General features: G+C 67.0%; 17 protein-coding genes. 7 read left to right on the forward strand and 10 right to left on the reverse strand.

Annotated elements, in window-relative coordinates; genetic code table 11:
• Positions 1-14 precede the first annotated feature (14 nt).
• The 3 genes from ACVMIH_RS26830 to ACVMIH_RS26840 all read right to left on the reverse strand — a co-directional run bounded on the left by ACVMIH_RS26830 (position 15) and on the right by ACVMIH_RS26840 (position 5,049).
• Positions 15-2,765, reverse strand: coding sequence for a bifunctional acetate--CoA ligase family protein/GNAT family N-acetyltransferase (locus ACVMIH_RS26830; protein ID WP_456854223.1), 2,751 nt, complete (start codon positions 2,763-2,765; stop codon positions 15-17).
• A gap of 125 nt (positions 2,766-2,890) precedes the next feature.
• Positions 2,891-4,765, reverse strand: coding sequence for a ferrous iron transporter B (gene feoB, locus ACVMIH_RS26835; RefSeq protein WP_057018133.1), 1,875 nt, complete (start codon positions 4,763-4,765; stop codon positions 2,891-2,893).
• Positions 4,762-5,049 (reverse strand): FeoA family protein, encoded by a 288-nt coding sequence (locus tag ACVMIH_RS26840; RefSeq protein WP_057018132.1) that lies wholly within the window; start codon positions 5,047-5,049, stop codon positions 4,762-4,764. Before ACVMIH_RS26840 ends, feoB begins: the two co-directional genes overlap by 4 nt.
• A 333-nt stretch (positions 5,050-5,382) precedes the next feature.
• Between ACVMIH_RS26840 and ACVMIH_RS26845 the strand changes: the two genes are divergently transcribed.
• From ACVMIH_RS26845 to ACVMIH_RS26870, 6 genes are all read left to right on the forward strand, one after another.
• Entirely contained in the window at positions 5,383-7,527 is a 2,145-nt protein-coding gene (locus ACVMIH_RS26845) for an ATP-binding protein (protein WP_456864021.1), read from the forward strand.
• Between the two features lie 269 nt (positions 7,528-7,796).
• On the forward strand, positions 7,797-9,821 hold the full coding sequence (locus tag ACVMIH_RS26850; protein WP_456854219.1) for an ABC transporter ATP-binding protein/permease: 2,025 nt from the start codon (positions 7,797-7,799) through the stop codon (positions 9,819-9,821).
• A 57-nt stretch (positions 9,822-9,878) separates the two neighbouring features.
• On the forward strand, positions 9,879-10,736 hold the full coding sequence (locus tag ACVMIH_RS26855) for an FkbM family methyltransferase (protein WP_456854217.1): 858 nt from the start codon (positions 9,879-9,881) through the stop codon (positions 10,734-10,736).
• An 89-nt stretch (positions 10,737-10,825) separates the two neighbouring features.
• Positions 10,826-11,212: a VOC family protein gene (locus tag ACVMIH_RS26860; protein WP_057021286.1), complete on the forward strand. Its 387-nt coding sequence runs from the start codon at positions 10,826-10,828 to the stop codon at positions 11,210-11,212.
• Positions 11,213-11,318: 106 nt separating this feature from the next.
• On the forward strand, positions 11,319-11,594 hold the full coding sequence (locus tag ACVMIH_RS26865) for a hypothetical protein (protein ID WP_076834722.1): 276 nt from the start codon (positions 11,319-11,321) through the stop codon (positions 11,592-11,594).
• A gap of 187 nt (positions 11,595-11,781) precedes the next feature.
• Positions 11,782-14,118, forward strand: a complete 2,337-nt coding sequence (locus tag ACVMIH_RS26870; RefSeq protein WP_456854215.1) for an OmpA family protein — start codon at positions 11,782-11,784, stop codon at positions 14,116-14,118.
• Between the two features lie 292 nt (positions 14,119-14,410).
• Here ACVMIH_RS26870 and ACVMIH_RS26875 read toward each other — a convergent pair whose 3' ends face one another.
• Both ACVMIH_RS26875 and ACVMIH_RS26880 read right to left on the reverse strand, forming a co-directional pair.
• Positions 14,411-16,183, reverse strand: a complete 1,773-nt coding sequence (locus ACVMIH_RS26875; RefSeq protein WP_456854213.1) for an alkaline phosphatase — start codon at positions 16,181-16,183, stop codon at positions 14,411-14,413.
• Between the two features lie 110 nt (positions 16,184-16,293).
• Positions 16,294-16,659 carry a hypothetical protein gene (locus tag ACVMIH_RS26880; RefSeq protein WP_028340880.1) on the reverse strand — a complete coding sequence of 122 codons (366 nt, stop codon included), beginning with the start codon at positions 16,657-16,659 and terminating at the stop codon, positions 16,294-16,296.
• A gap of 96 nt (positions 16,660-16,755) precedes the next feature.
• Between ACVMIH_RS26880 and ACVMIH_RS26885 the strand changes: the two genes are divergently transcribed.
• Positions 16,756-17,343: a TetR/AcrR family transcriptional regulator gene (locus ACVMIH_RS26885; RefSeq protein WP_076834698.1), complete on the forward strand. Its 588-nt coding sequence runs from the start codon at positions 16,756-16,758 to the stop codon at positions 17,341-17,343.
• A gap of 168 nt (positions 17,344-17,511) precedes the next feature.
• On the opposite strand, the gene argG is transcribed toward ACVMIH_RS26885, so the two are convergent.
• From argG to ACVMIH_RS26910, 5 genes are all read right to left on the reverse strand, one after another.
• Positions 17,512-18,849 (reverse strand): argininosuccinate synthase, encoded by a 1,338-nt coding sequence (argG, locus tag ACVMIH_RS26890; protein ID WP_229191908.1) that lies wholly within the window; start codon positions 18,847-18,849, stop codon positions 17,512-17,514.
• Between the two features lie 90 nt (positions 18,850-18,939).
• Entirely contained in the window at positions 18,940-19,722 is a 783-nt protein-coding gene (locus ACVMIH_RS26895; RefSeq protein ID WP_076834962.1) for a phosphatase PAP2 family protein, read from the reverse strand.
• 157 nt (positions 19,723-19,879) lie between these two features.
• Positions 19,880-20,380: a hypothetical protein gene (locus tag ACVMIH_RS26900; protein ID WP_076834963.1), complete on the reverse strand. Its 501-nt coding sequence runs from the start codon at positions 20,378-20,380 to the stop codon at positions 19,880-19,882.
• Positions 20,381-20,499: 119 nt separating this feature from the next.
• Positions 20,500-21,714 (reverse strand): 23S rRNA (adenine(2503)-C(2))-methyltransferase RlmN, encoded by a 1,215-nt coding sequence (gene rlmN, locus ACVMIH_RS26905; RefSeq protein ID WP_057021293.1) that lies wholly within the window; start codon positions 21,712-21,714, stop codon positions 20,500-20,502.
• Between the two features lie 125 nt (positions 21,715-21,839).
• On the reverse strand, positions 21,840-22,433 hold the full coding sequence (locus ACVMIH_RS26910) for an invasion associated locus B family protein (RefSeq protein ID WP_057021355.1): 594 nt from the start codon (positions 22,431-22,433) through the stop codon (positions 21,840-21,842).
• Positions 22,434-22,558 lie beyond the last annotated feature (125 nt).

Consider the following 22,558-nt stretch of genomic DNA (forward strand, 5'->3'; position numbering starts at 1 on the left):
GGCTGGCGCTGTTATCAGCGGCCAGCCGCAGCGGGCCGGATCAGGATATCGGCGCCGACCGCATCGACGCCGGATCGATCGAGGTCGAGTACGACATCGACGATGCTGTGATCGTCCGGATCCATCGTCACGGTGAAGCCGAGATCGCGGCACATCCCGATCATCGTGGTGTTCTCGGTCAGCACCTGGCCGGACAGACGCTTCAATCCCTCCGACCGCGCATAGTGGATCAGGAGCTGCATCAGCGCCCAGCCGAGCCCTTTGCCCTTGAGATCGGACTGCAGCAGGATCGCGTATTCGGCATTCTCGTACAGCGAGTCCGAATGCAGCCGGACCGCACCCATCATCTCGCCGGTGTTCGGATCGAGCGCCACAAACGCCATCGCCCGCGCATAGTCGAGCTGGGTCAGGCGCGCGATGAAGGCGTGCGAGAATTCCTTCATCGCATGGAAGAAGCGCAGCCTGAGGTCTTCGGCGGTGACGCGCTTGAAGAACTCGCTCACCATCGGCTCGTCTTCCGGCCGCATCGGGCGCACCGTGACACGCGAGCCGTCGCGCAGCGCAAGCTCACCTTCCCATTGCGACGGATAGGGCCTGACGGCGAGCCGGGTGTGGCCGGCAAACAGCCGCGCCGGCTTGCGGATCGCGACCCGCGCATCGAGCGCGAGCACGCCGCTCTCGTCCGCCAGCATCGGATTGATGTCGAGCTCGGCGACCTCGGGAATGTCGGCCGCCATCTGCGCCAGCTTGACGAGGGTGAGCGGCACGACGTCCGCCGGGACCGCCGGCACATCGCCATAGCCGCCGAGCAGCCGCGAGACGCGGGTGCGCCCGATCAGTTCGCGAGCGAGATTCATGTCGAGCGGCGGCAGCGCCAGCGCCTTGTCGTTGATCACCTCGACCGCGGGGCCGCCACGGCCGAACACGATCACCGGACCGAAGGTCGGATCTTCGGCGATGCCGAGGATCAGTTCGCGCGCCGCGCGCCGCACGATCATCGGCTGGATCGTCACGCCTTGCAGGATGGCATCGGGCCGGGCACTTCGTGCCCGCGCCATGACGGTCCGGGCAGCTTCAACGACGCTGTCTTTCGTGCGCAGGTCGAGGATCACGCCGCCGACGTCGGAGGCGTGCCGGATGTCGCGCGAGAACACCCTGACCACGATCGCATGTCCCTCGGCGAGGAACGGCGCCGCCTTCTCGGCAGCGTCCTCGGCACTGTTGGCGACGAGCGTCGTCGCGATCGGAATACGATAGGCCGCGAACAGGGCGACGATCTCGGCCGGATCGAGCCAGGCGCGCCCTTCCGACAGCGCGTTCACGACGACATGGCGCGCCGCCGCCGTCTCCGGCGTGAACACCGATGCGCCGCCAGGCGGGGTTGCGGCGAGCGCGGTCGAGGCCTCGCGATAGCGCACCAGATACATGAAGGCGCGCACCGCATCGTCCTCGGTCGGGAAGTGCGGAATCCGTGCCGCCTCGAAGATCGCGCCGGTGCGCTCGTCGGCGCCGACCCAGGCCGCGAGCACCAGTGCGGCGACCGCACTCCGCTTCGTCCTGCGGTCGCGGACGCATTGCGCCACCGCCTCTGCAATTCCTTGGGCCGGCGCAACCGCGGTTTCCACATTCGCGACCAGCACCGCATCGCTGTTCGCATCATCGAGCAGTGCGCTGAGCGCCACCACGTAGCGATCGGCATCGGCATCGCCCGCGATGTCGACCGGATTGGCATAGGACCAGCCCGGCGGCAGCACCTTGTCGAGCCGTTCGATGGTCTCCGCCGTCAGTGTCGCAGGAACGCCGCCGAGCTCGGCCAGCCGGTCGGTCGCGAGGATGCCGAGCCCGCCGCCATTGGTCAGGATCGCCAGTCGGTTGCCGCGCGGAACGAAGCCGCGGCCAAGCAGTTCGGCGCAATCGAACAGCTGACGCAGGTCGTAGACGCGCAGCATGCCGGCGCGACGGAATGCGGCGTCGTAGACCGCATCGGAGCCGGCCAGCGCGCCGGTGTGGGTCGCGGCGGCCTTGGCGCCCTGCTCCATCCGTCCCGACTTGACGATGACGACCGGCTTCAGCCGCGCCGCGGCGCGCGCCGCCGACATGAACTTGCGCGCGTCCTTGACGGCTTCGAGATAGATCAGGATCGCGCTGGTGTGGTCGTCGAGCGCGAAATAATCCAGGAGGTCGGCGACGTCGACATCGAGCTGGTCGCCGATCGACGCGATGCCGGAGAAGCCGAGCCGCCGCTCCGCCGCCCATTCGATCATCGCCGACGCGACCGCGCCGGACTGCGAGATCAGAGCAACGTGCCCGTCGGACGGCTGATGCGAGGCGAAGCTCGCATTGAGCTTGGCGCGCGGCACCATGACGCCGAGGCAATTCGGCCCGATCAGGCGCATGCCATGCCGTCGCGCCGTCTGCCCCGCGGTCTCCGCGAGCGAGCCCGGGCCATGGCCGAGACCGGCCGACAGGATCGCCGCGCCGACAACGCCGGCCGAAGCCGCCTCCGCGACGATCTCCGGAACCGCAGCCGCCGGTGCGCTGATGACGAGGAGGTCCGGAACGAATGGCAGCGATTTCAGGTCGGGAACGGTCGGCGCACCATCGACGTCGGCATAGTTCCGATTGACGACGCCGACGCGGCCGGTGAAGCCGCTCGCTCTGATGTTCCTGAGCACCGCCGCGCCGAGCGACGACGGACGCGGGCTGCCGCCGACGATTGCGATGCTTCGAGGCGAAAATAGCCGCTCCAGGCCGTACGTCGACATTGCATGGTCTCGCAGGGAACACGCGGAGGCGCCCGCTTCATGCGCCCTCGACCAACTCTACTGCTTCGCTTGGTTGCATGCACCTATCGCAGTTTCGAGTCGAGATGATGAAACTGTGTTGCCGATCAATGCAGGCCGAGCGCCTGCGCGAGGTTGAAAGTCAGGAAGCTCGCGACATAGGCCAGCGCGAGCATGTAGACGAACGTCACCACCATCCACTTCGCGCCGCCGGTCTCGCGGCGGATCACCGCGAGCGTCGAGGCGCATTGCGGGGCGAAGATGTACCAGACCAGCAGCGAGAGCGCGGTCGCCAGCGTCCATTTCTGCGCCAGCACCTGGCCGATCTGGTCCGCCGCCTCCTTGCCGCCCTCGATCGAATAGACCGTGCCGAGCGCCGCGACCGCGACCTCGCGCGCCGCCATGCCGGGGATCAGCGCCACCGCGATCTGCCAGTTGAAGCCGATCGGCCGCAGCAGCGGCTCGAGCGCATGGCCGATCATCGCGGCAAAGCTGTAGTTGATCGCCGGCCCCTCGGCGCCGGCCGGCGCCTGCGGGAACGAGGCCAGGAACCAGATCAGCACCATCATCGAGAGGATCGTGGTGCCGGCCCGGTACAGGAACATCTTGGCGCGGGTGAACACGCCGATCGCGATGCTCTTCGGCCGCGGCATCTTGTAGTCGGGCAATTCCAGCATGAACGGTGCCGGCGCGTGATCGCGCCACAAGAAGAATTTCGCGATCGCCGACACCGTCAGCGCGCTGGTGATGCCGGCGGCGTAGAGGCCGAACATCACGAGTCCCTGCAGATTGACGAAACCCCACAGCGTGGTCGCTGGAACGAAAGCGGAGATAATCAGCGTGTAGACCGGAATGCGCGCCGAGCACGTCATCAGCGGCGCGATCAGGATCGTGGTCAGGCGGTCGCGGCGATTGTCGATGACGCGCGTCGCCATGATGCCGGGAATGGCGCAGGCAAAGCTCGACAACAGCGGAATGAAGGCGCGGCCATGCAGCCCGGCGCCGCCCATGATGCGGTCCATCAGGAACGCGGCGCGCGCCATGTAGCCGAAATCTTCCAACAGCAGGATGAACAGGAAGATGATGATGATCTGCGGCAGGAACACGATCACGCTGCCGACGCCGGAGATCACGCCGTTCTGCAGGAAGCTCTGCAACAGGCTCCAGCTTTCGGGCAGCAAATTGTGGATCAGCTGCCCGAGCGCGGCGAAGCTGTCCGACAGGAACTCCATCGCGGGCTGCGCCCAGGTGAACACCGCCTGGAACATCACGAACAGGATCACGGCCAGGATCACGAGACCCCAGACCGGATGCAGCACGACCGAATCGATCCGGTTGGTCAGCGTGTCGGGCTTGGTCGGCAGCGTCACCGCCGCCGCGATGATGCGGTCCGCCTCGCGCTGCGCCGCCTTGAGGTCGGCAATCGTCGGCGTCGTCCATTCGCTGGCCGCCGCCTCATGCGACTTGGAGAGGAATTCGTCGGTCCGCTTCAGGAGCTCGTCGATGCCGCCCTTGCGGACCGCGACCGAGGTCACGATCGGCAGTCCCAGCTCCTGCGACATCCGGTCGATGTCGATCGTGACGCCGCGGCGCTTGGCGATATCGATCATGTTGAGCACGAGCATCATCGGCCGGCCGACGCGCTTCAGCTCGAGCACCAGCCGCAGGGTCAGCCGCAGATTGGTGGCGTCCGCGACGCAGAGCACGAGGTCGGGCACCGCCTCGCCGTCGAAGCGGCCCAGCACGATGTCGCGGGTGATCTCCTCGTCCGGGCTGCGGCCGCGCAACGAATAGGTGCCGGGCAGGTCGAGCACGGTCACGCTGCGGCCCTCGGGCGTGACGAAGCCGCCGGACTTGCGCTCGACCGTGACGCCCGGATAGTTGGCGACCTTCTGACGGCTGCCGGTCAGGCTGTTGAACAGCGACGTCTTGCCGGTGTTCGGCGCGCCGACCAGCGCCAGGCGCAGGGATGCAGCGGTCATTCGACGATCACAGCCATGGCTTCGCTCCGGCGCAGCGCGATCGTGATGTTGTCGACGCGCACCGCGATCGGGTCCTTTCGGATCGTGCCTTCATGCAGGATTTCCACGCGCGCGCCCTCGACAAATCCCATCTCGACCAGGCGCTGCTCCAGCTCCTGCGGAGACAGCGATGAGCCCGTCACGAGCGCATCGAGCCTGATGATCTTTCCGACAAAACCGCGATCCGCATGTCCGAGCCGGACGTCCTGCAAATCATCCCGGGAGCTGTTTGGATCGCCTGTCATGCGGCCTGTTTTTCAGCAGGTAGTCACAGGGTCAAGCGTTTGCCCGTGAGAGGTTTTAGAACTCCTAAAAACAGCGCCCGGAAGCGCCATCCAGGCCGATTTTCCGCTTGACTGCCGGCGAGGCGCTAACGAGGTCGTGATGCCGCCGCGCCGCAGCCGCCCCGTGCTGCCCCGGACGCGAGCCGGCTGCGAATTGATCGATCCGGGTTGGCCTCCGGTAACCTTGACGGGTCGCGGAATGGCGAACGGGCGTCCGCGCCGCGCCCGGCGGCGCCGTTTCGCTTCCTCCCGCGCAACGGTTTGCGTTATGGTCCGCGCGGAGCCGGAGCGCCCGTGCAGACCGCACAACGCAATTCGCTGAGACTGCTGCAATGGATGATGGCCGCCGCGCTGGCCCTTCCGCTGGCGCTGTTCGTTTTTGCCTCCGCAATGTCCTGGATCTCGATCAGCGAGGCCGCCGACCGGGAGATCCAGCGCACGCTCGATGTCGCCCATGAGCATGCGCTGAAGGTGTTCGAGACCATCGATCGGGGCCTAGCCGAGGTCACCGAGGTCGTCCGCGGCATGGGCGATGCCGATATCGGCGCGCGCGAGAAGAGCCTGCACGAGCGGCTGCGGCAGGTCGCCATGGCGCTTCCCCAGGTGAAATCGGTCTGGGTGTTCGATGCCAACGGCCGTGCCCTCGTCAACAGCCTGGTGCAGCCGGCCCCCGACGTCGACTTCTCGGACCGGGATTACTTCCGGATCCATGCCCAGGGCGACATCGGCACCTATATCGGCGAGGTGCTGACGCCGCGGCCGCCCTATCAGGGCTCGCGGTTCTTCAGCGTCGGCCGGCGCCGCAACGGCGACGACGGCAGCTTTGCCGGCGTGATCCAGGCCTCCGTGCTTCCGGAATATTTCGAGAATTTCTACGCCAGGATCGGCCGCGAGCCGGGCAGCTTCCTGGCGCTGATCCGGACCGACGGCGCCGTGCTGGCGCATTTCCCTGCCGTTGGCCACGATGTCCGGTTCCAGCCGAGCGGCCCGCTCGGGCGGCAGATCGTCGCCAGTCCCGAGGCCGGGACGATGACGATCCAATCCCCAGCCGACGGCATCGAGCGGCGCATGCGCTATCAGCGGCTGGCGGAATACCCGGTCTATGTCAGTGCCGGCCTTGAAACCTCGGCGATCCAGTCGCGCTGGATGTCGACCATGGCCCAGCACCTGATCTTCGGGATCCCGGCCACCGCCCTGCTGTTCGGCCTGCTCGCACTCGCCTTCCGACGAACCCAGCGCCTGCAGGAGGAGGCCAACCGGCGCATCGAGGCCGAGGAGGCATTGCGGCACGGCCAGCGGCTCGAGGCACTCGGGCAGCTCACCGGCGGCGTCGCGCACGACTTCAACAACCTGCTCACCGTGATCCGCGCGTCGGTCGACATGTTGCGGCGGCCGGACCTGCCGGAGCCGCGGCGGCAGCGCTACATCGATGCGATCTCCAACACCGTGAACCGTGCCGCCAAGCTGACCAACCAGCTGCTTGCATTCGCGCGGCGGCAAACCCTCAAGCCCGAGGTGTTCGACGCCTGCCAGAATGTCCGCACCCTGAGCGAGATGATCGCAACCCTGATCGGCGCGCGCATCGAGATCACAGCGCAGGTGCCGGACGAGACCTGTCTCGTCAACGCCGATGCCGGCCAGTTCGAGACCGCCATCATCAACATGGCGGTGAACGCGCGCGACGCCATGGACGGCGTCGGCCGGCTCACGATCGCGGTCCGCGCCGTGGACAGACTGCCGTCCGCGACCAGCACGCCGCCGATCTCGCCCGGCCACGTCGCGGTGTCGGTGACCGACACCGGCGTCGGAATTCCACAGGAGCTGTTCGGCCGCATCTTCGAGCCGTTTTACACCACCAAGGAGGTCGGTCACGGCACCGGCCTTGGCCTGTCGCAGGTGTTCGGCTTCGCCAAGCAGTCCGGCGGCGAGGTGACCGTCACCAGCGAAGTCGGCAAGGGTGCGACATTCACGCTGTATCTGCCGCGCGTCGTCGGCGGGCATGGCGCGCAAGCGCAGCGCACCGAGGACGCGCCCTCGGTCGATCGGACCAACGCATCGGTCCTGATCGTCGAGGACAATGCCGAGGTCGGAAAGTTTGCCGCCGACACGCTGACCCAGCTCGGCTGCACCTGCGTGCTGGTGGACAACGCCACCCACGCGCTGGAGGAGCTCGCCGTCGACGCCGACCGGTTCGACCTGGTGTTCACCGACGTCGTGATGCCCGGCATGAGCGGCATCGAGCTTGCGGAAGAGATCCGCCGGCAGCGCCTCGATCTGCCGATCGTGCTCGCCTCCGGCTACAGCCAGGTGCTGTCGCAGCAGGGCAGCGGCGGCTTCGAGCTGCTGCAGAAGCCCTATTCGGCCGAGCAGCTCGCGCGCGTGCTGCACAAAGCAACGCGCTCGCGCCGGCTGAAGCGCGATCAGGCGCCGGCGGAGTGAGGTAGTTGCGCGGCACATCTCAAGCACGTTGTCGTCCTGGCGAAAGCCAGGACGACGATGAGGATAGGTCTCGTTTCAAGATATCGAATATCGGTGTCATCACCCGCGGGTGATCCAGTGTCCCAGAGACGGCTGTGCTTGAATCAAGAGGTCGCGGCGTACTGGATCGCCCGCATGCGCGGGCCTCAGCCCCTGAAGTCGTTGCAATCCGCGCGACTGACCGCCGGTCCCAGTGCGGAACCGGGTAATTTGCCTGGCGTTATCGTGCCATGGGCAAAGCTGAGGCAAAATCCAAATCGTCGGACGGGCCGTCGTCGGCCAGGACTGCATCGTCCCGGAAAGCGAGCGCAAAGGCGGCCGGTCAAGAGCGCAAGGATCCCGCGCCTAGCGAAGGGGATGAGAAGTCGGAATTCGTCGAGGTGATTGCCGAAGGCGGCGAGGATGTCGAACCGCCGCCGCCGGAAATCGTCGAACCCGATCCCGAATTGTCGGCCGAAGAGGCCGAACAGGCGCGCAAGGACTATTTGCTGACGCGGTTCTGGATCAGCGCGCGCGGCTATTGGGGCCGGAGCGGCGACCGGCTGGCGTGGCTGTTCACGATCGGCCTGCTGCTGCTGATCGTCGCCAATGTCGCCGTTCAGTACGGCATCAATGTCTGGAATCGCTCGATCTTCGATGCGATCGAAAAGCGCGACGCGGCCAGTGTCTTCCACCTGACGGCCATCTTCTTTCCGCTGGCGATCGGCAGCGTGCTGCTGGGGGTCGCGCAGGTGTTCGGCCGCATGGGCATCCAGCGGCGCTGGCGCGCCTGGCTGACCAACGCCGTCGTCTCGCGCTGGCTGACGAACGGCCGCTACTACCAGCTCAACCTCGTCGACGGCGATCACAAGAATCCGGAGTACCGGATCGCGGAGGATCTGCGGATCGCGACCGATTCTCCGGTCGACTTCGTCGCCGGCGTGACGTCGGCGCTGCTCTCGGCCGTCACTTTCATCGTCGTGCTCTGGACCATCGGCGGCGCGCTGACGGTGACGCTCGGCGGCTCGTCGATCAGCATCCCGGGCTTCCTGGTCATTGCCGCGATCATCTATGCGGCGATCGCGTCGGGCTCGATCACGGCGATCGGCCGCAGCTTCGCGCAGATCTCCGAGGACAAGAACCAGGCGGAAGCGGAATTCCGCTACATACTGACCCGCGTGCGGGAGAATGGCGAAAGCATCGCGCTGCTCGGCGGCGAAACCGAGGAGCGCGACGGCATCGACAAGACGTTCTCGAATGTGTTGCGGCAATGGGCGCGGCTCGCTGGGCAGCACATGCGCACGACGCTGGTGTCGCAGGGATCTAACCTCATTGCGCCGGTGGTACCCTTGCTGCTGTGCGCGCCAAAATTCCTCGACGGCAGCATGTCGCTCGGCCAGGTGATGCAGGCGGCCTCGGCCTTCACCATCGTGCAGACCGCGTTCGGCTGGCTGGTCGACAACTATCCGCGGCTCGCCGACTGGAACGCCTGCGCCCGGCGCATCGCCTCGCTGATGACGTCGCTTGACGGGCTCGAACGCGCCGAGACCGGCGACGGCTTCGGCCGCATCGAGCGCGGCGAGACCGCGGGCGAGGCCATGCTGAGCCTCAACGATCTCTCCGTCACACTGGACGACGGCACCGCCGTGGTCGGCGAGACCGAAGTGGTGATCGAACCGGGGGAGCGGCTATTGGTCGCCGGCGAATCCGGCACCGGCAAGAGCACGCTGGTGCGCGCCATCGCCGGGCTGTGGCCGTGGGGCGGCGGCAGTGTCGGCCTGCACGCGGACCGCCGATTGTTCATGCTGCCGCAAAAGCCCTACGTGCCCTCGGGCACGCTGCGGCGCGCGGTGGCCTATCCCGGCGCGGCGGAGGACTGGAGCGTCGATGAGATCAGCCGTGCCCTGCACAAGGTCGGCCTCGACCATCTCAAGGACAAGATCGAGGAGGACGCGCCGTGGGACCAGACCCTGTCCGGCGGCGAGAAGCAGCGGCTCGCCTTTGCCCGACTGCTGCTGCATGCCCCCGACATCGTCGTGCTCGACGAGGCGACGTCCGCGCTCGACGAGAAGAGCCAGGACAAGATGATGGAGACGGTGACGACGGAACTGCCGAAGGCGACTATCGTCAGCGTCGCCCACCGCGTCGAGCTCGAAGCGTTCCATAGCCGCAAGATCGTGCTGGAGCGCCGCAAGGGCGGCGCCAAACTGGTCAGCGACGTCGACCTGATCCCGCGCAAGGGCAAGCGAAGGCTGCTCGGCCGCTTCCTGCGGTAACGGCAGGCAGCGGGCAAGGCGGCGTAACGGGCGTTGGCGCTGCCGGCAAAACCGGCTATGCATGCCGCGCTTTCGACGAGGCCATGCGTGATCCCGAGCAACGACATATCGCCGGCGCCGTTCGGCGCCTTCGCGCCCAATGCGGCGCAGGCCGCCATCATCCGCCTGGCGCATGGCTCAGGATTGAAGCGCGGCGCATTCCGGCCCTGGCTGTCGAAACTGGTCAATCTGTTCGGCGCCGGACCGCTGGACGTGACCTATCAGGGCGCATCGTTCCGCTTTTATCATCAGCAAAGCGCGACCGAGCGCGGCGCGCTGTTCAATCCCGATTACAACCTTGAAGAACTCGCCTTCCTGCGGGCGCATGTCGGCGCGGATGGCACCTTCGTCGATCTCGGCGCCAATGTCGGCACCTATGCGCTGGCGCTGGCGCGCGATGTCGGGCCCGGCGGCAAGGTGATCGCGATCGAGCCGCATCCGGTGACGCATGCGCGGCTCAAATTCAACACCCAGGCCTCCGGCTTTCCGCAGGTGCGCCTGGTTGCGGCGGCCGCCGGCCCGACCGATGGCGAACTGATGATCGAGACCGACGGCGACAATCTCGGCGCCAGCCACATCGTCATCGGCACGCCGACGGGCAAGGCGTTCAAGGTGCCCTCGCTGCGGCTGCAACGCATCCTCGACGAGGCCGGCGCGAGCAAGGTCGATGCGCTCAAGATCGACGTCGAGGGTTTCGAGGACCGCGTGCTGATCGGCTTCTTCCGCGACGCGCCCCAGGCACTGTGGCCGCGCGCGGTGGTGATCGAGCATCTGTCGAAGGACGAATGGACCGACGACTGCATTGCGGACATGCATGCGCGCGGTTACGTCGAGCACGGCCGGACGCGGAGCAACACGCTGCTGGTGCGGAGTTGAGACCTGGCCGCGGCTGAGATCTGCTCCCTCTCCCGCTTGCGGAGGAGGTGCAACGAGTCTGTAGCGTCACACAACAAGGGAGGCTCGCGATGATCGACCATATCGGCTTTTCCGTCTCCGACTATCAACGCGCGAAGGCTTTCTACCAGACGGCGCTGGCGCCGCTCGGCTACGGCCTGATCATGGAAGTGCCCGCGGAGGTGACCGGGCACGCGCCCGCCGCGGGCTTCGGCGCCGACGGCAAGCCGGACTTCTGGATCGGCGGCGAAGGCGCAATGAACAAGCCGGTGCATATCGCCATCACGGCCAGGGACCGCGCTACCGTCGACGCCTTCTACAAGGCCGCGATGGCGGCCGGCGGCCGTGACAACGGCGCGCCCGGCATCCGTGCGCATTACCACCCGAACTATTACGGCGCATTCGTGCTCGATCCCGACGGCCACAATATCGAGGCGGTCTGCCACACGCCCGGGTGAAACATCGGAACGCCGCGGCGCGCGATCCGTTGTCGCTTCGAACTTCGATGGAGCGATCAATGCGCGCGACGCGATCTGGCGGCGGCAGCCGCGGGGCCTCGATATGATGCCGATCGAGCCTCCCGAGATTCCGCCGACGACGCCGGGCACACCGAGCGAACCGCCGCCGGGAATTCCGCCCGGCAGTCCGCGCCCCGAGATTCCGGAGCCGGTGCGCGAACCCGGCGAGCCGCCGCGACCGGACGAGTTGCCCGGCAAGACACCTGACGAATCACCGGTGCGCGGACCGCCTGGACCGTCCGGCCCGCCGCCTGCGACAGATCGACTCGCCGCCGGTGAGTCGCCCTTGCGCCCAAGTTCCACGTCGATTGCAAATGTGTAGGCGCGTTTCTTCTGAACGCGCGGTGAACAACCACACACGCAACCCGTTATAATGTCGAAATAAACTTCGCCGATGATTCGTGGCTCGCCACAATCCGGCCTAACGGCTGGCGGTTCATCGTCCTGCCGAATTGTTCGGTTCTCACTTTGCTTTCCTGCCCAGACTTTCCGCCGGGGACTCCTAGACAATGACAAAGCTTCGTCTCGTGCTGCTTGCCACGACTGCGCTGACGGTGATGCAATTCGCCACCTCAGCGTCGCACGCCCAAACTTCGCCGCTGGTCGTCGCACAGGCGCAGAAGGAAGAAACCGGACCTGACGGAAAGCCGAAGGCGCGGCCGGCGCCGGGCGCGCCGGGTGCGCCGGGTGCTCCCGCACGTCCCGCACCGCCGGCCGCAGCACCGCATCCGCAGGCGCCACCTCCCGCCGCGGCACCCGCGCATCCCGCTCCGCCGGCCGCAGCACCCGCGAAGCCGACCCCGCCTCCAGCCCCTGCCCGGCCCGAGCCGCCCGCAGCTGCACCGGCAAAGCCGACGCCGCCTCCGGCAGCCGCACCGCATCCGGCACCGCCGCCGGCTCCCGCACGGCCCGAGCCGCCTGCCGCGCGCCCGACGACGCCTCCGCCGTCGGCTGCTCCCGCACATCCCACACCGCCGCCGCCCGCGGCCGCACCCGCGAAGCCATCGCCGTCACCGGCACGGCCGGAGCCGCCCGCAGCAGCGCCTGCGAAGCCGACCCCGCCACCGCCGGCGGCCGCCCCCGCACATCCGACGCCACCGCCGCCGGCCGCAGCACCGCAGCGACCCGGCACGCCGCCGCCCGGCGCAGGACCCGCGCACACACCGCCGACGCCGGCGCCCGGCGCCACGCCGAATGCCGCGCCCGCAGCACGTCCCGGCACCCCGCCCACGGCGGCAACGCCGACACCGACGCCCGCAACGCCGGGAGCTCCGACAACGGCGCCGGCCGAACGCCGTCCCGGCGATCGTCCGGGTGGCGAACGCGGTGAACGTCCTGGCGGCGCCAAGCAACCGCCGGGCACGCCGCCCGCGGCGACGTCAACGCAGGCGCCTTCGGCAACGACAACGCCTCCGGCAGCAGGGGCACGACCGGGCACGCCGCCCGCCGCGACAGCTCCCGGTGCGACACCGACGCCGACACCTCCGGCAGCCGGCGCACAGCCCGCGCGTCCAGGCACCCCGCCTGCCGCAACAACGCCTCCGGCACCCGGCGCGACGCCGACGCCACCGGCGCCAGGTCAGCAGGGACGTCCGGCGACACCGCCCGGAACGCCGGCGACCCCGGGCGCGGCAATGGGCGCGCCCGGCGCGACCCCGGCTCCGGGTCAGCCGGCAGCACGTCCGGGCGTCGCGCCCGGCGTATCGCCAGCCCAGGGCGCCGCGATGGGCGCGCCCGCGCCATCGGTCGTCCCCGGCTCGGCCGCCGCAACGCCGCCGCCCGGCCGCGCGCAATATGCGCCGCCGACGGTTGCGCCCGCCTTCCGCGCCGCGCCTGCCGTCGCAGCGCCGCTGCCGCCGCCACCGCGCCATGACAACATCAAGCCGCTCGCGATCGGCGCCGCCGTCGGTGCCGGCGTGGTCGCCGGCGCCATCATCGGCGGCAGCATCGCCGACCTGCACAGCCAGCGGCAGGAGGTCGTCGAGGGCGGCCGCACCATCTACACCGAGCCGGACCGCGTCATCATCCGCGATCCGGGCGGCCAGGCCTATGTCCGCGGCGACGACGTCTATCGTTTCCGCTATGGCGCGCGCGATATCCGCACCGAGACGATCGGCGGCGAAACCCGCACCGTGGTGGTTCGTCCCGACGGCAGCGAGATCATCACGGTGGTCGGCTCCGACGGCCAGATGTTGCGCCGAATCCGGAGGGATACTGGCGGCCGCGAGGTCGTCATCATCGACAACAGCTATCGCGATCCGCGGGCGGTCGGCGGCTTCTATGTCGACGCCCCGCCGCCGGTGGTCAACATTCCCTACGATCGCTACATCGTCGATGCTCAGGACGCGTCGCCCGACGTGATCTACGAGACCATGGAGGCACCGCCGGTGCAGCGGATCGAACGGCGCTACTCGCTGGACGAGATCCGCTACAGCCCTAATATCCGCATGCAGATGCCGAGCATCGACGTCAACACGATCAACTTCGACTCCGGATCGTGGACCATCCCACCGGACCAGGCGGCGAGGCTGCAGGTGATCGCCGACGGCCTCAACCGGGCCATCCAGCGCAACCCGCGCGAGGTGTTCCTGATCGAGGGCCACACGGATGCGACCGGCAACGACACCGACAATCTGTCGCTGTCGGACCGCCGTGCGCAATCCGCCGCCGAGCTCTTGACGCAGCAGTTCGGTGTGCCGGCTGAGAACCTGACCTCGCAGGGCTATGGCTCTCAATATCCGAAGGAGCAGACCGACGGACCGAGCCGCATCAACCGGCGCGTCACCGTCCGCCGCATCACCCCGCTGCTCAACGGCGGCACCGCCTCGGCCGCGCCGCCGCGCTGAGCCGCCGCGACATGACGGAATGGCCGGGAGCGATCCCGGCCATTTTTGTTTGTTCTCCTTCCCCTGAAAGGGGGAAGGTCGGGATGGGGGTCAGCCGCAGGTGACGGTGTCTACGGAGAGAGCAGATCCCCACCCGCTCTGCTCTCGCGAGCAAAGCGACCTCCGCTTTTCAAGGGGAGGTCGGAGAAGCCTCGCCGGTCACGCCAACCCTCCAACAGCAAACTTTGTTCATCTCGACCCCCGCAAGCGGGAGGGGTACAGCGGGCATGCCTCGTCTCAATCTCATCATGCGTTACTTGCCCGCACCCAGTCCCAGCGCCTCGACCATCACGCGGAACACTTCGGTGTTGTCCATCGAGCCGTGGACGCGCTCGCTGCCCGGGCCCGTCGCGGTGAGAATGACGTCCTCGCCGGAATGCACGCTGGCGCCGATCATCGCCGGCAGATTGCCGAAGCGCAGCACGACGCCGGGGACATCCTTGTACTTGTCATTGGCCTTGAACGTGTCGGGCTGGTCGGCCTTCACGGTCGGCTCGTTCGGATCGTCGAGTTTCGGGCGGAACGTCTCGTAGTGATCCGGCAGGCTGGCGGAGAAGATTGCAAGCCGCCGGCTGACATCGACGCGTGACGGATAACCTTCGGCGTCCGGCGCCGGATAATTCGGGAACCCGGCTTTCTCGTAGACACCGACGCGCTCGCGCAGCGGCACGTTGGGTGTCGCCGCCATGTCGTCATTGATGGTGCCGACCAGGCTGTTCGGATGGTTGTGGTCGGCCACGACCAGGATCAGCGTGTCGTCGTTGCGCGCTTTCGCCCAGTCCTTTGCGAGCCGCACCGCGTTGTCGAGCATGATGGTGTCGTAGACCGCGCGCTCCATGTCGAGCAGATGGGCGTATTTGTCGATCAGGCCGGACTCGATCATTAGGAAGAAGCCGGCCTCGTGCTTCGACAGCACCGTGAGCGCGGCCTGGACCTGCGCGGCCTGGACCTGCTCGGTCAGGTCCGGCTGTTCGGGGAATTTCCTGACGCCGCCTCCCTTGAGGAATTTGCGGTCAAGCGCGCCGTCCATGTTGCCGGCGGCGAACAGGCCGAGCAGTTGGCGGGTGTCCGGTTTGGCCGCGAGCGTGGCGAGTTCGCCTGCGGTCGTCGCGACCGGATAGCCGGCGTCGCGGAAGCGCGCGAGATAGTCGACATCGTCCTTGCGTTTCGATCCGGACGCGGATTGCGGCAGGAAGTTCGCGGAGCCGCCGCCCATCAGCACGTCGGGCTTCGCGTCAAAATATTGCGCGACGATCGCGTCATAGGCGGCGCGGCGGCGGGTATGCGCAACCATCGCCGCCGGCGTCGCGTCCTCGACCTCGGTGTTGGTGACGATGCCGACCTCGAGGCCCGCCCGGCGCTTGGCGAGGCTCGCGATGGTCTCGACCCTGGGATCGTCGAGCGGATCGGGCGTGCGATCGGCGTAGACGCCGAGCGCATTGACCGCGGCCTTGTGGCCGGTGGCGTAGGCGCTCGCGGCATTCGCCGAATCGGTGATGATCGAGTCCGAGCCGGCGGTCGCGACCAGCGCCATATGCGGCATGTCGTCGATCGCGAGCTTGCCGCGGCTCTTGCCCTCCGCGATTCCCTTGGAGAGGATTCGCGCGGCGACGCGATGCGACGGCGACATCCCGTCGCCGATGAACAGGATCACGTTCCTGGCCTTGCGTGCCCCGGTGTCGTAGACGGTCCAGGTCATCTTCCGGCTCTGCGTGCCGTCACTGACTTCGACGGCGACCTGCCCGGGCTTGACGAGCGAGACATCGCGCAGCACCAGCGCTGACTGCTCCCGGCCGGCCTCGTGCACGGTGAATGTGCCGCCCTGGCCGAACACCGCGGCATAGTCCGCGCCGTTCAGCGTGACCTTGAGCTTTGCTTGATCGACCACCCCCGGAAGCTCGACCTTGAAGTCGAATTTGGCGCCGACGAGGATATCGGCGCGATCGATCGGATAGATCGTCTGGGCGAACGCCGGCGCTGCCGACAACGCCAGCGTGACGGCCATCCCGGCAACTTGCTTGATCATGATCGATGCTCCGCTCTCGCGCATCATGCGCATCGGAGCGGAGGCTAGTTGCGGCGGATGACGGCGCAATGAGGCGCGCCGGGGCGTATTGCCGCAAGGCCGGCGTGATTTCAGCGCGCCATCTGCTGCGGATCGTAGAAGAAGCGCTCCTCGACCAGCTCCTCGCCGCGCCAGGTCTGCCAGGCGACCTCCTCCATGCTGCGGACCTTGCCGTCCTTGCCGGTGAATTCGAAGCGCCAGCAGATCGCCGAATGATCGCCGTCAAGCAGGAGCGGCCCGAGCCGCGTGGTCTTGACGCCGGCGACCGCGGCCAGCACCGCCGCCTCGCGCGCCGCCAGCGCCTCGCGGCCGACCCGCCACTCGCCGTCGTTCTCCTGGGTGCGGGCATCGACTGAATAGAAGTTCCTGATCGCGCCGACATGGTCGTTGGACTCGACCGTGTCAGCGAAGGCTTGCAACGTCCTAAGCGAGGGCATCGGGCATTCTCCATTTACCGACTTACAGTCGGTATTTATCGACTAGTAGTCGGTAAGTCAATTGGCTTGCGTCTGGAACTGGGCTAGAGATGCGCCATGGCAACCCAGGCCGAACGGCGCGAGAAAACCAGAGCCGCCATCGTCAAGGCGGCGCGGCGCATTTTTGGCGAGCGCGGCTTCGCCGCTGCGACGATGGACGACATCGCCGCCGGCGCGCGTGTTGCCAAGGGCGCGGTCTATCATCACTTCGCGACCAAGGAGGCGGTGTTCGAGGCGGTGTTCGAGCAGGTGTCGATCGACCTTGTTGCCGATCTCGACCGCATCTCGCGCGCCGAGAACGATCCGCTGGCGGCGATGGCGGCGGGCACGCAGGGCTATTTCGCGGCGTGCTCGAAAGGCCCGACCGGCCAGATCATCTTGCGCGACGGCCCCGCCGTGCTCGGCTGGGAACGCTGGCGCGAGATCGACGCCAAGCATTTCGGCGGCAAGTTTCCGCGCGCGCTGGCCGCCGCGATGGATGCCGGCGTGATCGCCAAGCAGCCGATCGAGCCGCTGGCGCGGCTGCTGCTCGGCGCGGTGACGGAAGCCGCGGTTGCGGTCTCCGCGGGGCCGGATATCGGCAAGACCGGCACCGATTACGCGCGCGCGTTCCGCTCGCTGCTCGATGCGCTCAGGGTGAAGTAGGCAGGCCTCTCTCCCCACGTCGTCCCGGCGAAGGCCGGGACCCATAACCACAGGGAGGAGTCGTAAAAGCGCGCTGGAGCACCAGCGTGCTTCATAACCATGGCCGGTGGTTATGGGTCCCGGGTCGCGCTTCGCTTGCCCGGGACGACAAGGCGAGAGGGTGCCGCCTCAGTCCTTGTCGTTCTCGAGCTGGAAGATCTGCGAGCCTTCGCCGCTCGAGATGAGGCCAGTCTTGTTGTACAGGCCGAGCTTGGCGCGGGTGTCAGCAATGTCGAGGTTGCGCATCGTCAGCTGGCCGATGCGGTCGGCCGGCGTGAAGGCGGCGTCCTCGACCTTCTCCATGCTGAGCCGCTCCGGCGCGTAGGTGAGGTTCGGGCTCTCGGTGTTTGATATCGAGTAGTCGTTGCCGCGGCGCAGCTCGAGCGTCACCTCGCCGGTGACGGCACGCGCCACCCAGCGCTGCGCGGTCTCGCGCAGCATCAAGGCCTGCGAATCGAACCAGCGGCCCTGATAGAGCAAGCGGCCGAGCCGCATGCCGCTGATGCGGTACTGCTCGATCGTATCCTCGTTGTGGATGCCGGTGACGAGGCGCTCATAGGCGATGTGCAAGAGTGCCATGCCGGGCGCCTCATAGATGCCGCGGCTCTTCGCTTCGATGATGCGGTTCTCGATCTGGTCACTCATGCCGAGGCCGTGGCGGCCGCCGATCGCATTGGCCTCGAGGAACAGCGCGACCGGATCTGCAAACGTCTTGCCGTTCAGCGCGACCGGCTGCCCCTCCTCGAAGCGCACCACGACCTTCTCGGCCTTGACGTCGCAATCGGCGCGCCAGAACGGCACGCCCATGATCGGGTTGACGATGGTGATGCCGCTCGCAAGGCTCTCGAGATCCTTGGCCTCATGCGTCGCGCCGAGCAGATTGCTGTCGGTCGAATAGGCCTTCTCCGCGCTCATCTTGTAGGCGAAGCCTTGCGCGGTCATGAACGCCGACATCTCGGCGCGGCCGCCGAGCTCGTCGATGAACTGCTGGTCGAGCCAGGGCTTGTAGATGCGCAGGCTCGGGTTGGTCAGCAGGCCGTAGCGATAGAAGCGCTCGATGTCGTTGCCCTTGAAGGTCGAGCCGTCGCCCCAGATGTTGACGCCGTCCTCCTGCATCGCCGCGACCAGCATCGTGCCGGTCACCGCGCGGCCGAGCGGCGTGGTGTTGAAATAGGTGATGCCGCCGGTCGAGATGTGGAACGCGCCGGACTGGATCGCGGCGATGCCCTCATGGACCAGCTGGGTGCGGCAATCGACGAGGCGGGCCTTCTCGGCGCCGAAATCCACCGCCTTGCGCGGGATCGCGTCGTAGTCGGCCTCGTCGGGCTGGCCGAGATTGGCGGTATAGGCGAAGACCTTGGCGCCTTTCAGCTTCATCCAGAGCAGCGCCGCCGAGGTGTCGAGCCCGCCCGAGAACGCGATGCCGACTTTTTCGCCAGTGGGCAGGCTTTTCAGAATCGTACTCATGGGACGGTCCAATCGGTCGAAATCAATGATGTTTCCGGGGTGGCGATATCAAATTTCCGAACGCTGAGCACGCCTTTAATCAGGCCCAAATCAGGCCTCGGTCTGGCTGGACGCCGCCTTGCCGCCCCGGCGCCAGCGCTGCATCCACCGGTAGCCGGGCATCGCAAGGCGCGTCAGCGCGGCATCGACCTGGGCGTCAGTCAGCCGGGTCGCTGCCCAGCGGTAGATCAGCGCGTAGAACAGCCAGACCGTGAAGAACGACACCAGGCCCGCGATCGCCACATCGGTGAAGAAATGGCCGCCAAAGGCCATGCGAAGCCCGCTGGTGACGATGCCGAACACGGTGGCCCCGGCAAAGGCCAGCGGCCGCCACGCGGGCGGCGTCAGCGCCGCCGGTGCATAGGTCCAGAACGCGGTGGCGCCCTCGCCGGAGAAGAACGAGCAGTTGCGCGGGCAGCCGCCGCGCGGGTCCCACCACGGCATGAATTGCAGGTCGCCGCCGAACTGCGTCACGAACACCGGCCGCGGCCGGCCCCAATAATTCTTGAAGGTGAAATTGGTGAGCACGCCGGCCGAGAGCAGCATCGTGGTGAGCAGGAACACCGCGGCGCGGCCGGACATCAGCATCGGCCGGTCCGGGCGGATGAATTTCCAGACGATGGTCACGATCGCCGGCAGCACCAGCGCCCAGGCGATCCACATCGCCGCATCGCGCGCGAACGACGCCACCGCGTCGAGCTTCAGCGGGAAGGTTTTCTGCGCCACATCGTAGAACAGCGCCGCCAGCTTCAGGTCGAGCTCGGGATAGATCCCGAACAGGATGCCGATGATGAGCGCCAGCCCCAGCGCAATGAAAAGTCCGGTCCGGTTCATGGCGCGCGGTTTAGCCGAGGCGGATGAGCATGGGAAGTGACGTCATCCCCGCGCAACGGCTTCGCCGTTGTCGCTGGAGGTGCGAGCTCTTGCGAGCCTCGAAGGATGCGGTCTTGCTGCGGCCCATCCTTCGAGACACCGTGCTGCGCACGGTTCCTCAGGATGACGGCGGTGTTTGCGGCCGCCGTTGCGACGGCAATGGCGGGGGCGGCGGCAACGGTCGCGCCGGCTCGCGCCAGGCGCCGGCGGTGCGGCCGGCGATCAGCCAGTAGACCAGGCCCGCGACGATGCCGGCCCCGGTCATGATCTCCATGTGCCGGCGCACGATGCCATGGAATTGCATCATGTCGGGATCGAACGGAACCAGGCCGAGATAGCACGCCGCGCCGACGATCGCGCCGCCGACGGCATAGGCCAGCACGCTCCGGATGAAGAACGCCTCGGTGATCAGCACCACGATCAACGCCGGCAGCAGCGCAAAGCCTGAGATAAAGATGAACCCGAAGCCGAGCACAACGTTGATCGCGCTCTGGTCGATCTGCCCGCCGAAATCGCTGATCTCGGGATACAGCACCGCGACGACCACGATGATCCCTGCCACGAAGCAGGCCATCAGGAAGCCGAAGGCGACGACGAACAGGCGGCCGATCAGGGCCATGCTACGACCTCCCCGTCATTGCGAGCGGAGCGAAGCAATCCATCTCGCAGCTCGCCGAGGCATGGATTGCTTCGTCGCTTCGCTCCTCGCAATGACGGATTGCATGGAGGGCGTCACACTCAATCCGTCATCGCCATCGCGCGCAGCGCCTGGCGCTCGCGGGCCGAGAGCTTTTCGGTCTCCGACTTGAGCTGGCCGCAGGCGGCGAGGATGTCGCGGCCGCGCGGCGTGCGCACCGGCGAGGAATAGCCGGCGTTGAAGATGTATTCGGAGAATTTTTCGATCTGCTCCCAGTCCGAGCATTCGTAGGCAGTGCCCGGCCACGGATTGAACGGGATCAGGTTGATCTTCGCCGGAATGCCCTTGAGCAGCTTCACCAGGAGCTTGGCGTCATCGAGCGAATCGTTGACCCCCTTGAGCATCACATATTCGAAGGTGATGCGCCGGGCGTTGGAGGCGCCGGGATAATCGCGGCAGGCTTGCAGCAATTCCTTGATCGGATATTTGCGGTTCAGCGGCACCAGCTCGTTGCGCAGCTCGTCGCGCACCGCATGCAAGGAGATCGCGAGCATCACGCCGATCTCGTCACCGGTGCGCTGGATGTTCGGCACCACGCCCGAGGTCGACAGCGTGATGCGCCGGCGCGAAATGCCGATGCCTTCATTGTCGGCGACGATCAGCAGCGCATCGCGCACCGCGTCGAAATTGTAGAGCGGCTCGCCCATCCCCATCATCACGATGTTGGTGACGCGGCGCGTGCCGTCCTCGCGGTCGGCCCAGTCATTCAGCCGGTCGCGCGCCACCATCACCTGGCCGACGATCTCGCCGGCCGTGAGGTTGCGCACCAGCCGCTGCGTGCCGGTGTGGCAGAACGCGCAGTTCAGCGTGCAGCCGACCTGCGAGGAAACGCACAGCGTGCCACGATCGGTCTCGGGGATGTAGACGCACTCGACCTCGTGCGGCCGCTCGACCTTGTCGCCGCTCGGCAGCCGCAGCAGCCATTTGCGGGTGCCGTCGTTGGAGATCTGCTCGGCGACCACCTCGGGACGATCGACGGTAAAATGCTTCTCGAGCTCGGCGCGCATGTCCTTCGAGACGTTGGTCATCTCGGCAAAGCTCTTGGCGCCGCGGAAATACATCCAATTCCAGAGCTGCTGGGTGCGCATCTTGCGCTGGCCGGCCTGCACCCCGATCTCGCCTAGGCGATCGGCGATCTCGGCGCGCGACAGCCCGATCAGCGACGGTTTGGCCGGCGGCACGTAGGTCTCGAGCGGAACCTTCTCGACCAGCGCGCTGGCGCCGGAGACGGCATGGGTGGTCACGGTGTCGGTCATGAAACCTCAAATAGGCCTTCCAGCCGGTGCTGGAAAGCCACCGAATACCTCGATTTCAGGCCTTAAGTCGATTTTTAGAGCATGATCTTTCCGGAAAACCGCTTCACACTTTTCCGGATCATGCTCTAGCGCCGGCAGTCCTGCCCGAGCCGGTCGAGCGCCTGCGCCAGGCCCTTCAGCGAGAAGGTGTCTGTCGTCTCGGTGCCCTTGGCCGAGACGGCTTTTACCGTCAGTTCGGCCGATTTGCGCATGGATTCTACCATCCGCTCCTCCTCGGCCGCATTCTTGATCCAGAGGCCGTCGCCCTGCGTGTACATCGCATAGGTCCCGCCGCCGACCTGAAGCGTCGATTCGGAGCCCGGCTTCACCGTGTAGCCGATCATGATCGAGACTTCGTTGACGACCTTCTCCGCCGGACGGGTGGAGATGAAGGCATAGGCCGGATCGCGCGGCCGGTTCGCCGGATTGGTCTTCGACGACGACGGCTTGGCGAGCGCAAAGCACACCTTCTTGCCGTTGGGCGATGCCGTGTACGCGCCCCAGGTCCCGAATTGGCCGATCAGCGTCGGCTCCGCGCCGCCGGCCGCAGCCGCCGCGGCCGAAGGCGCCGGCTTGGCTGCTTCCTTGGCCGTATCCTTCTTGGGCGCGGCCTGCGCCGGCGCGAGGGTGATGAACCCGCCCAGGATACAAGCAACCAGTGATGTCAGAATCTGCCGCACGGCCAACTGGTTCCCCCATCATTGTGACTGCAAGATGGCCCGGCGATTCCCCTCCGCCGACTCGGATGGATAACCGGGAAACGCTTTTTTGGGAAGGCAGTTAGGCCGAAAGGCGAACGCCGCTC

The organism is Bradyrhizobium sp. USDA 4503, from assembly GCF_054055815.1.

Bases quoted from the DNA above. Each gene is read 5' to 3' on its own strand.
- ACVMIH_RS26830 (WP_456854223.1), bottom strand. From the start codon at position 2,765: ATGTCGACGTACGGCCTGGAGCGGCTATTTTCGCCTCGAAGCATCGCA.
- feoB (WP_057018133.1), bottom strand. From the start codon at position 4,765: ATGACCGCTGCATCCCTGCGCCTGGCGCTGGTCGGCGCGCCGAACACC.
- ACVMIH_RS26840 (WP_057018132.1), bottom strand. From the start codon at position 5,049: ATGACAGGCGATCCAAACAGCTCCCGGGATGATTTGCAGGACGTCCGG.
- ACVMIH_RS26850 (WP_456854219.1), top strand. From the start codon at position 7,797: ATGGGCAAAGCTGAGGCAAAATCCAAATCGTCGGACGGGCCGTCGTCG.
- ACVMIH_RS26855 (WP_456854217.1), top strand. From the start codon at position 9,879: ATGCATGCCGCGCTTTCGACGAGGCCATGCGTGATCCCGAGCAACGAC.
- ACVMIH_RS26860 (WP_057021286.1), top strand. From the start codon at position 10,826: ATGATCGACCATATCGGCTTTTCCGTCTCCGACTATCAACGCGCGAAG.
- ACVMIH_RS26865 (WP_076834722.1), top strand. From the start codon at position 11,319: ATGCCGATCGAGCCTCCCGAGATTCCGCCGACGACGCCGGGCACACCG.
- ACVMIH_RS26870 (WP_456854215.1), top strand. From the start codon at position 11,782: ATGACAAAGCTTCGTCTCGTGCTGCTTGCCACGACTGCGCTGACGGTG.
- ACVMIH_RS26875 (WP_456854213.1), bottom strand. From the start codon at position 16,183: ATGATCAAGCAAGTTGCCGGGATGGCCGTCACGCTGGCGTTGTCGGCA.
- ACVMIH_RS26880 (WP_028340880.1), bottom strand. From the start codon at position 16,659: ATGCCCTCGCTTAGGACGTTGCAAGCCTTCGCTGACACGGTCGAGTCC.
- ACVMIH_RS26885 (WP_076834698.1), top strand. From the start codon at position 16,756: ATGGCAACCCAGGCCGAACGGCGCGAGAAAACCAGAGCCGCCATCGTC.
- argG (WP_229191908.1), bottom strand. From the start codon at position 18,849: ATGAGTACGATTCTGAAAAGCCTGCCCACTGGCGAAAAAGTCGGCATC.
- ACVMIH_RS26895 (WP_076834962.1), bottom strand. From the start codon at position 19,722: ATGAACCGGACCGGACTTTTCATTGCGCTGGGGCTGGCGCTCATCATC.
- ACVMIH_RS26900 (WP_076834963.1), bottom strand. From the start codon at position 20,380: ATGGCCCTGATCGGCCGCCTGTTCGTCGTCGCCTTCGGCTTCCTGATG.
- rlmN (WP_057021293.1), bottom strand. From the start codon at position 21,714: ATGACCGACACCGTGACCACCCATGCCGTCTCCGGCGCCAGCGCGCTG.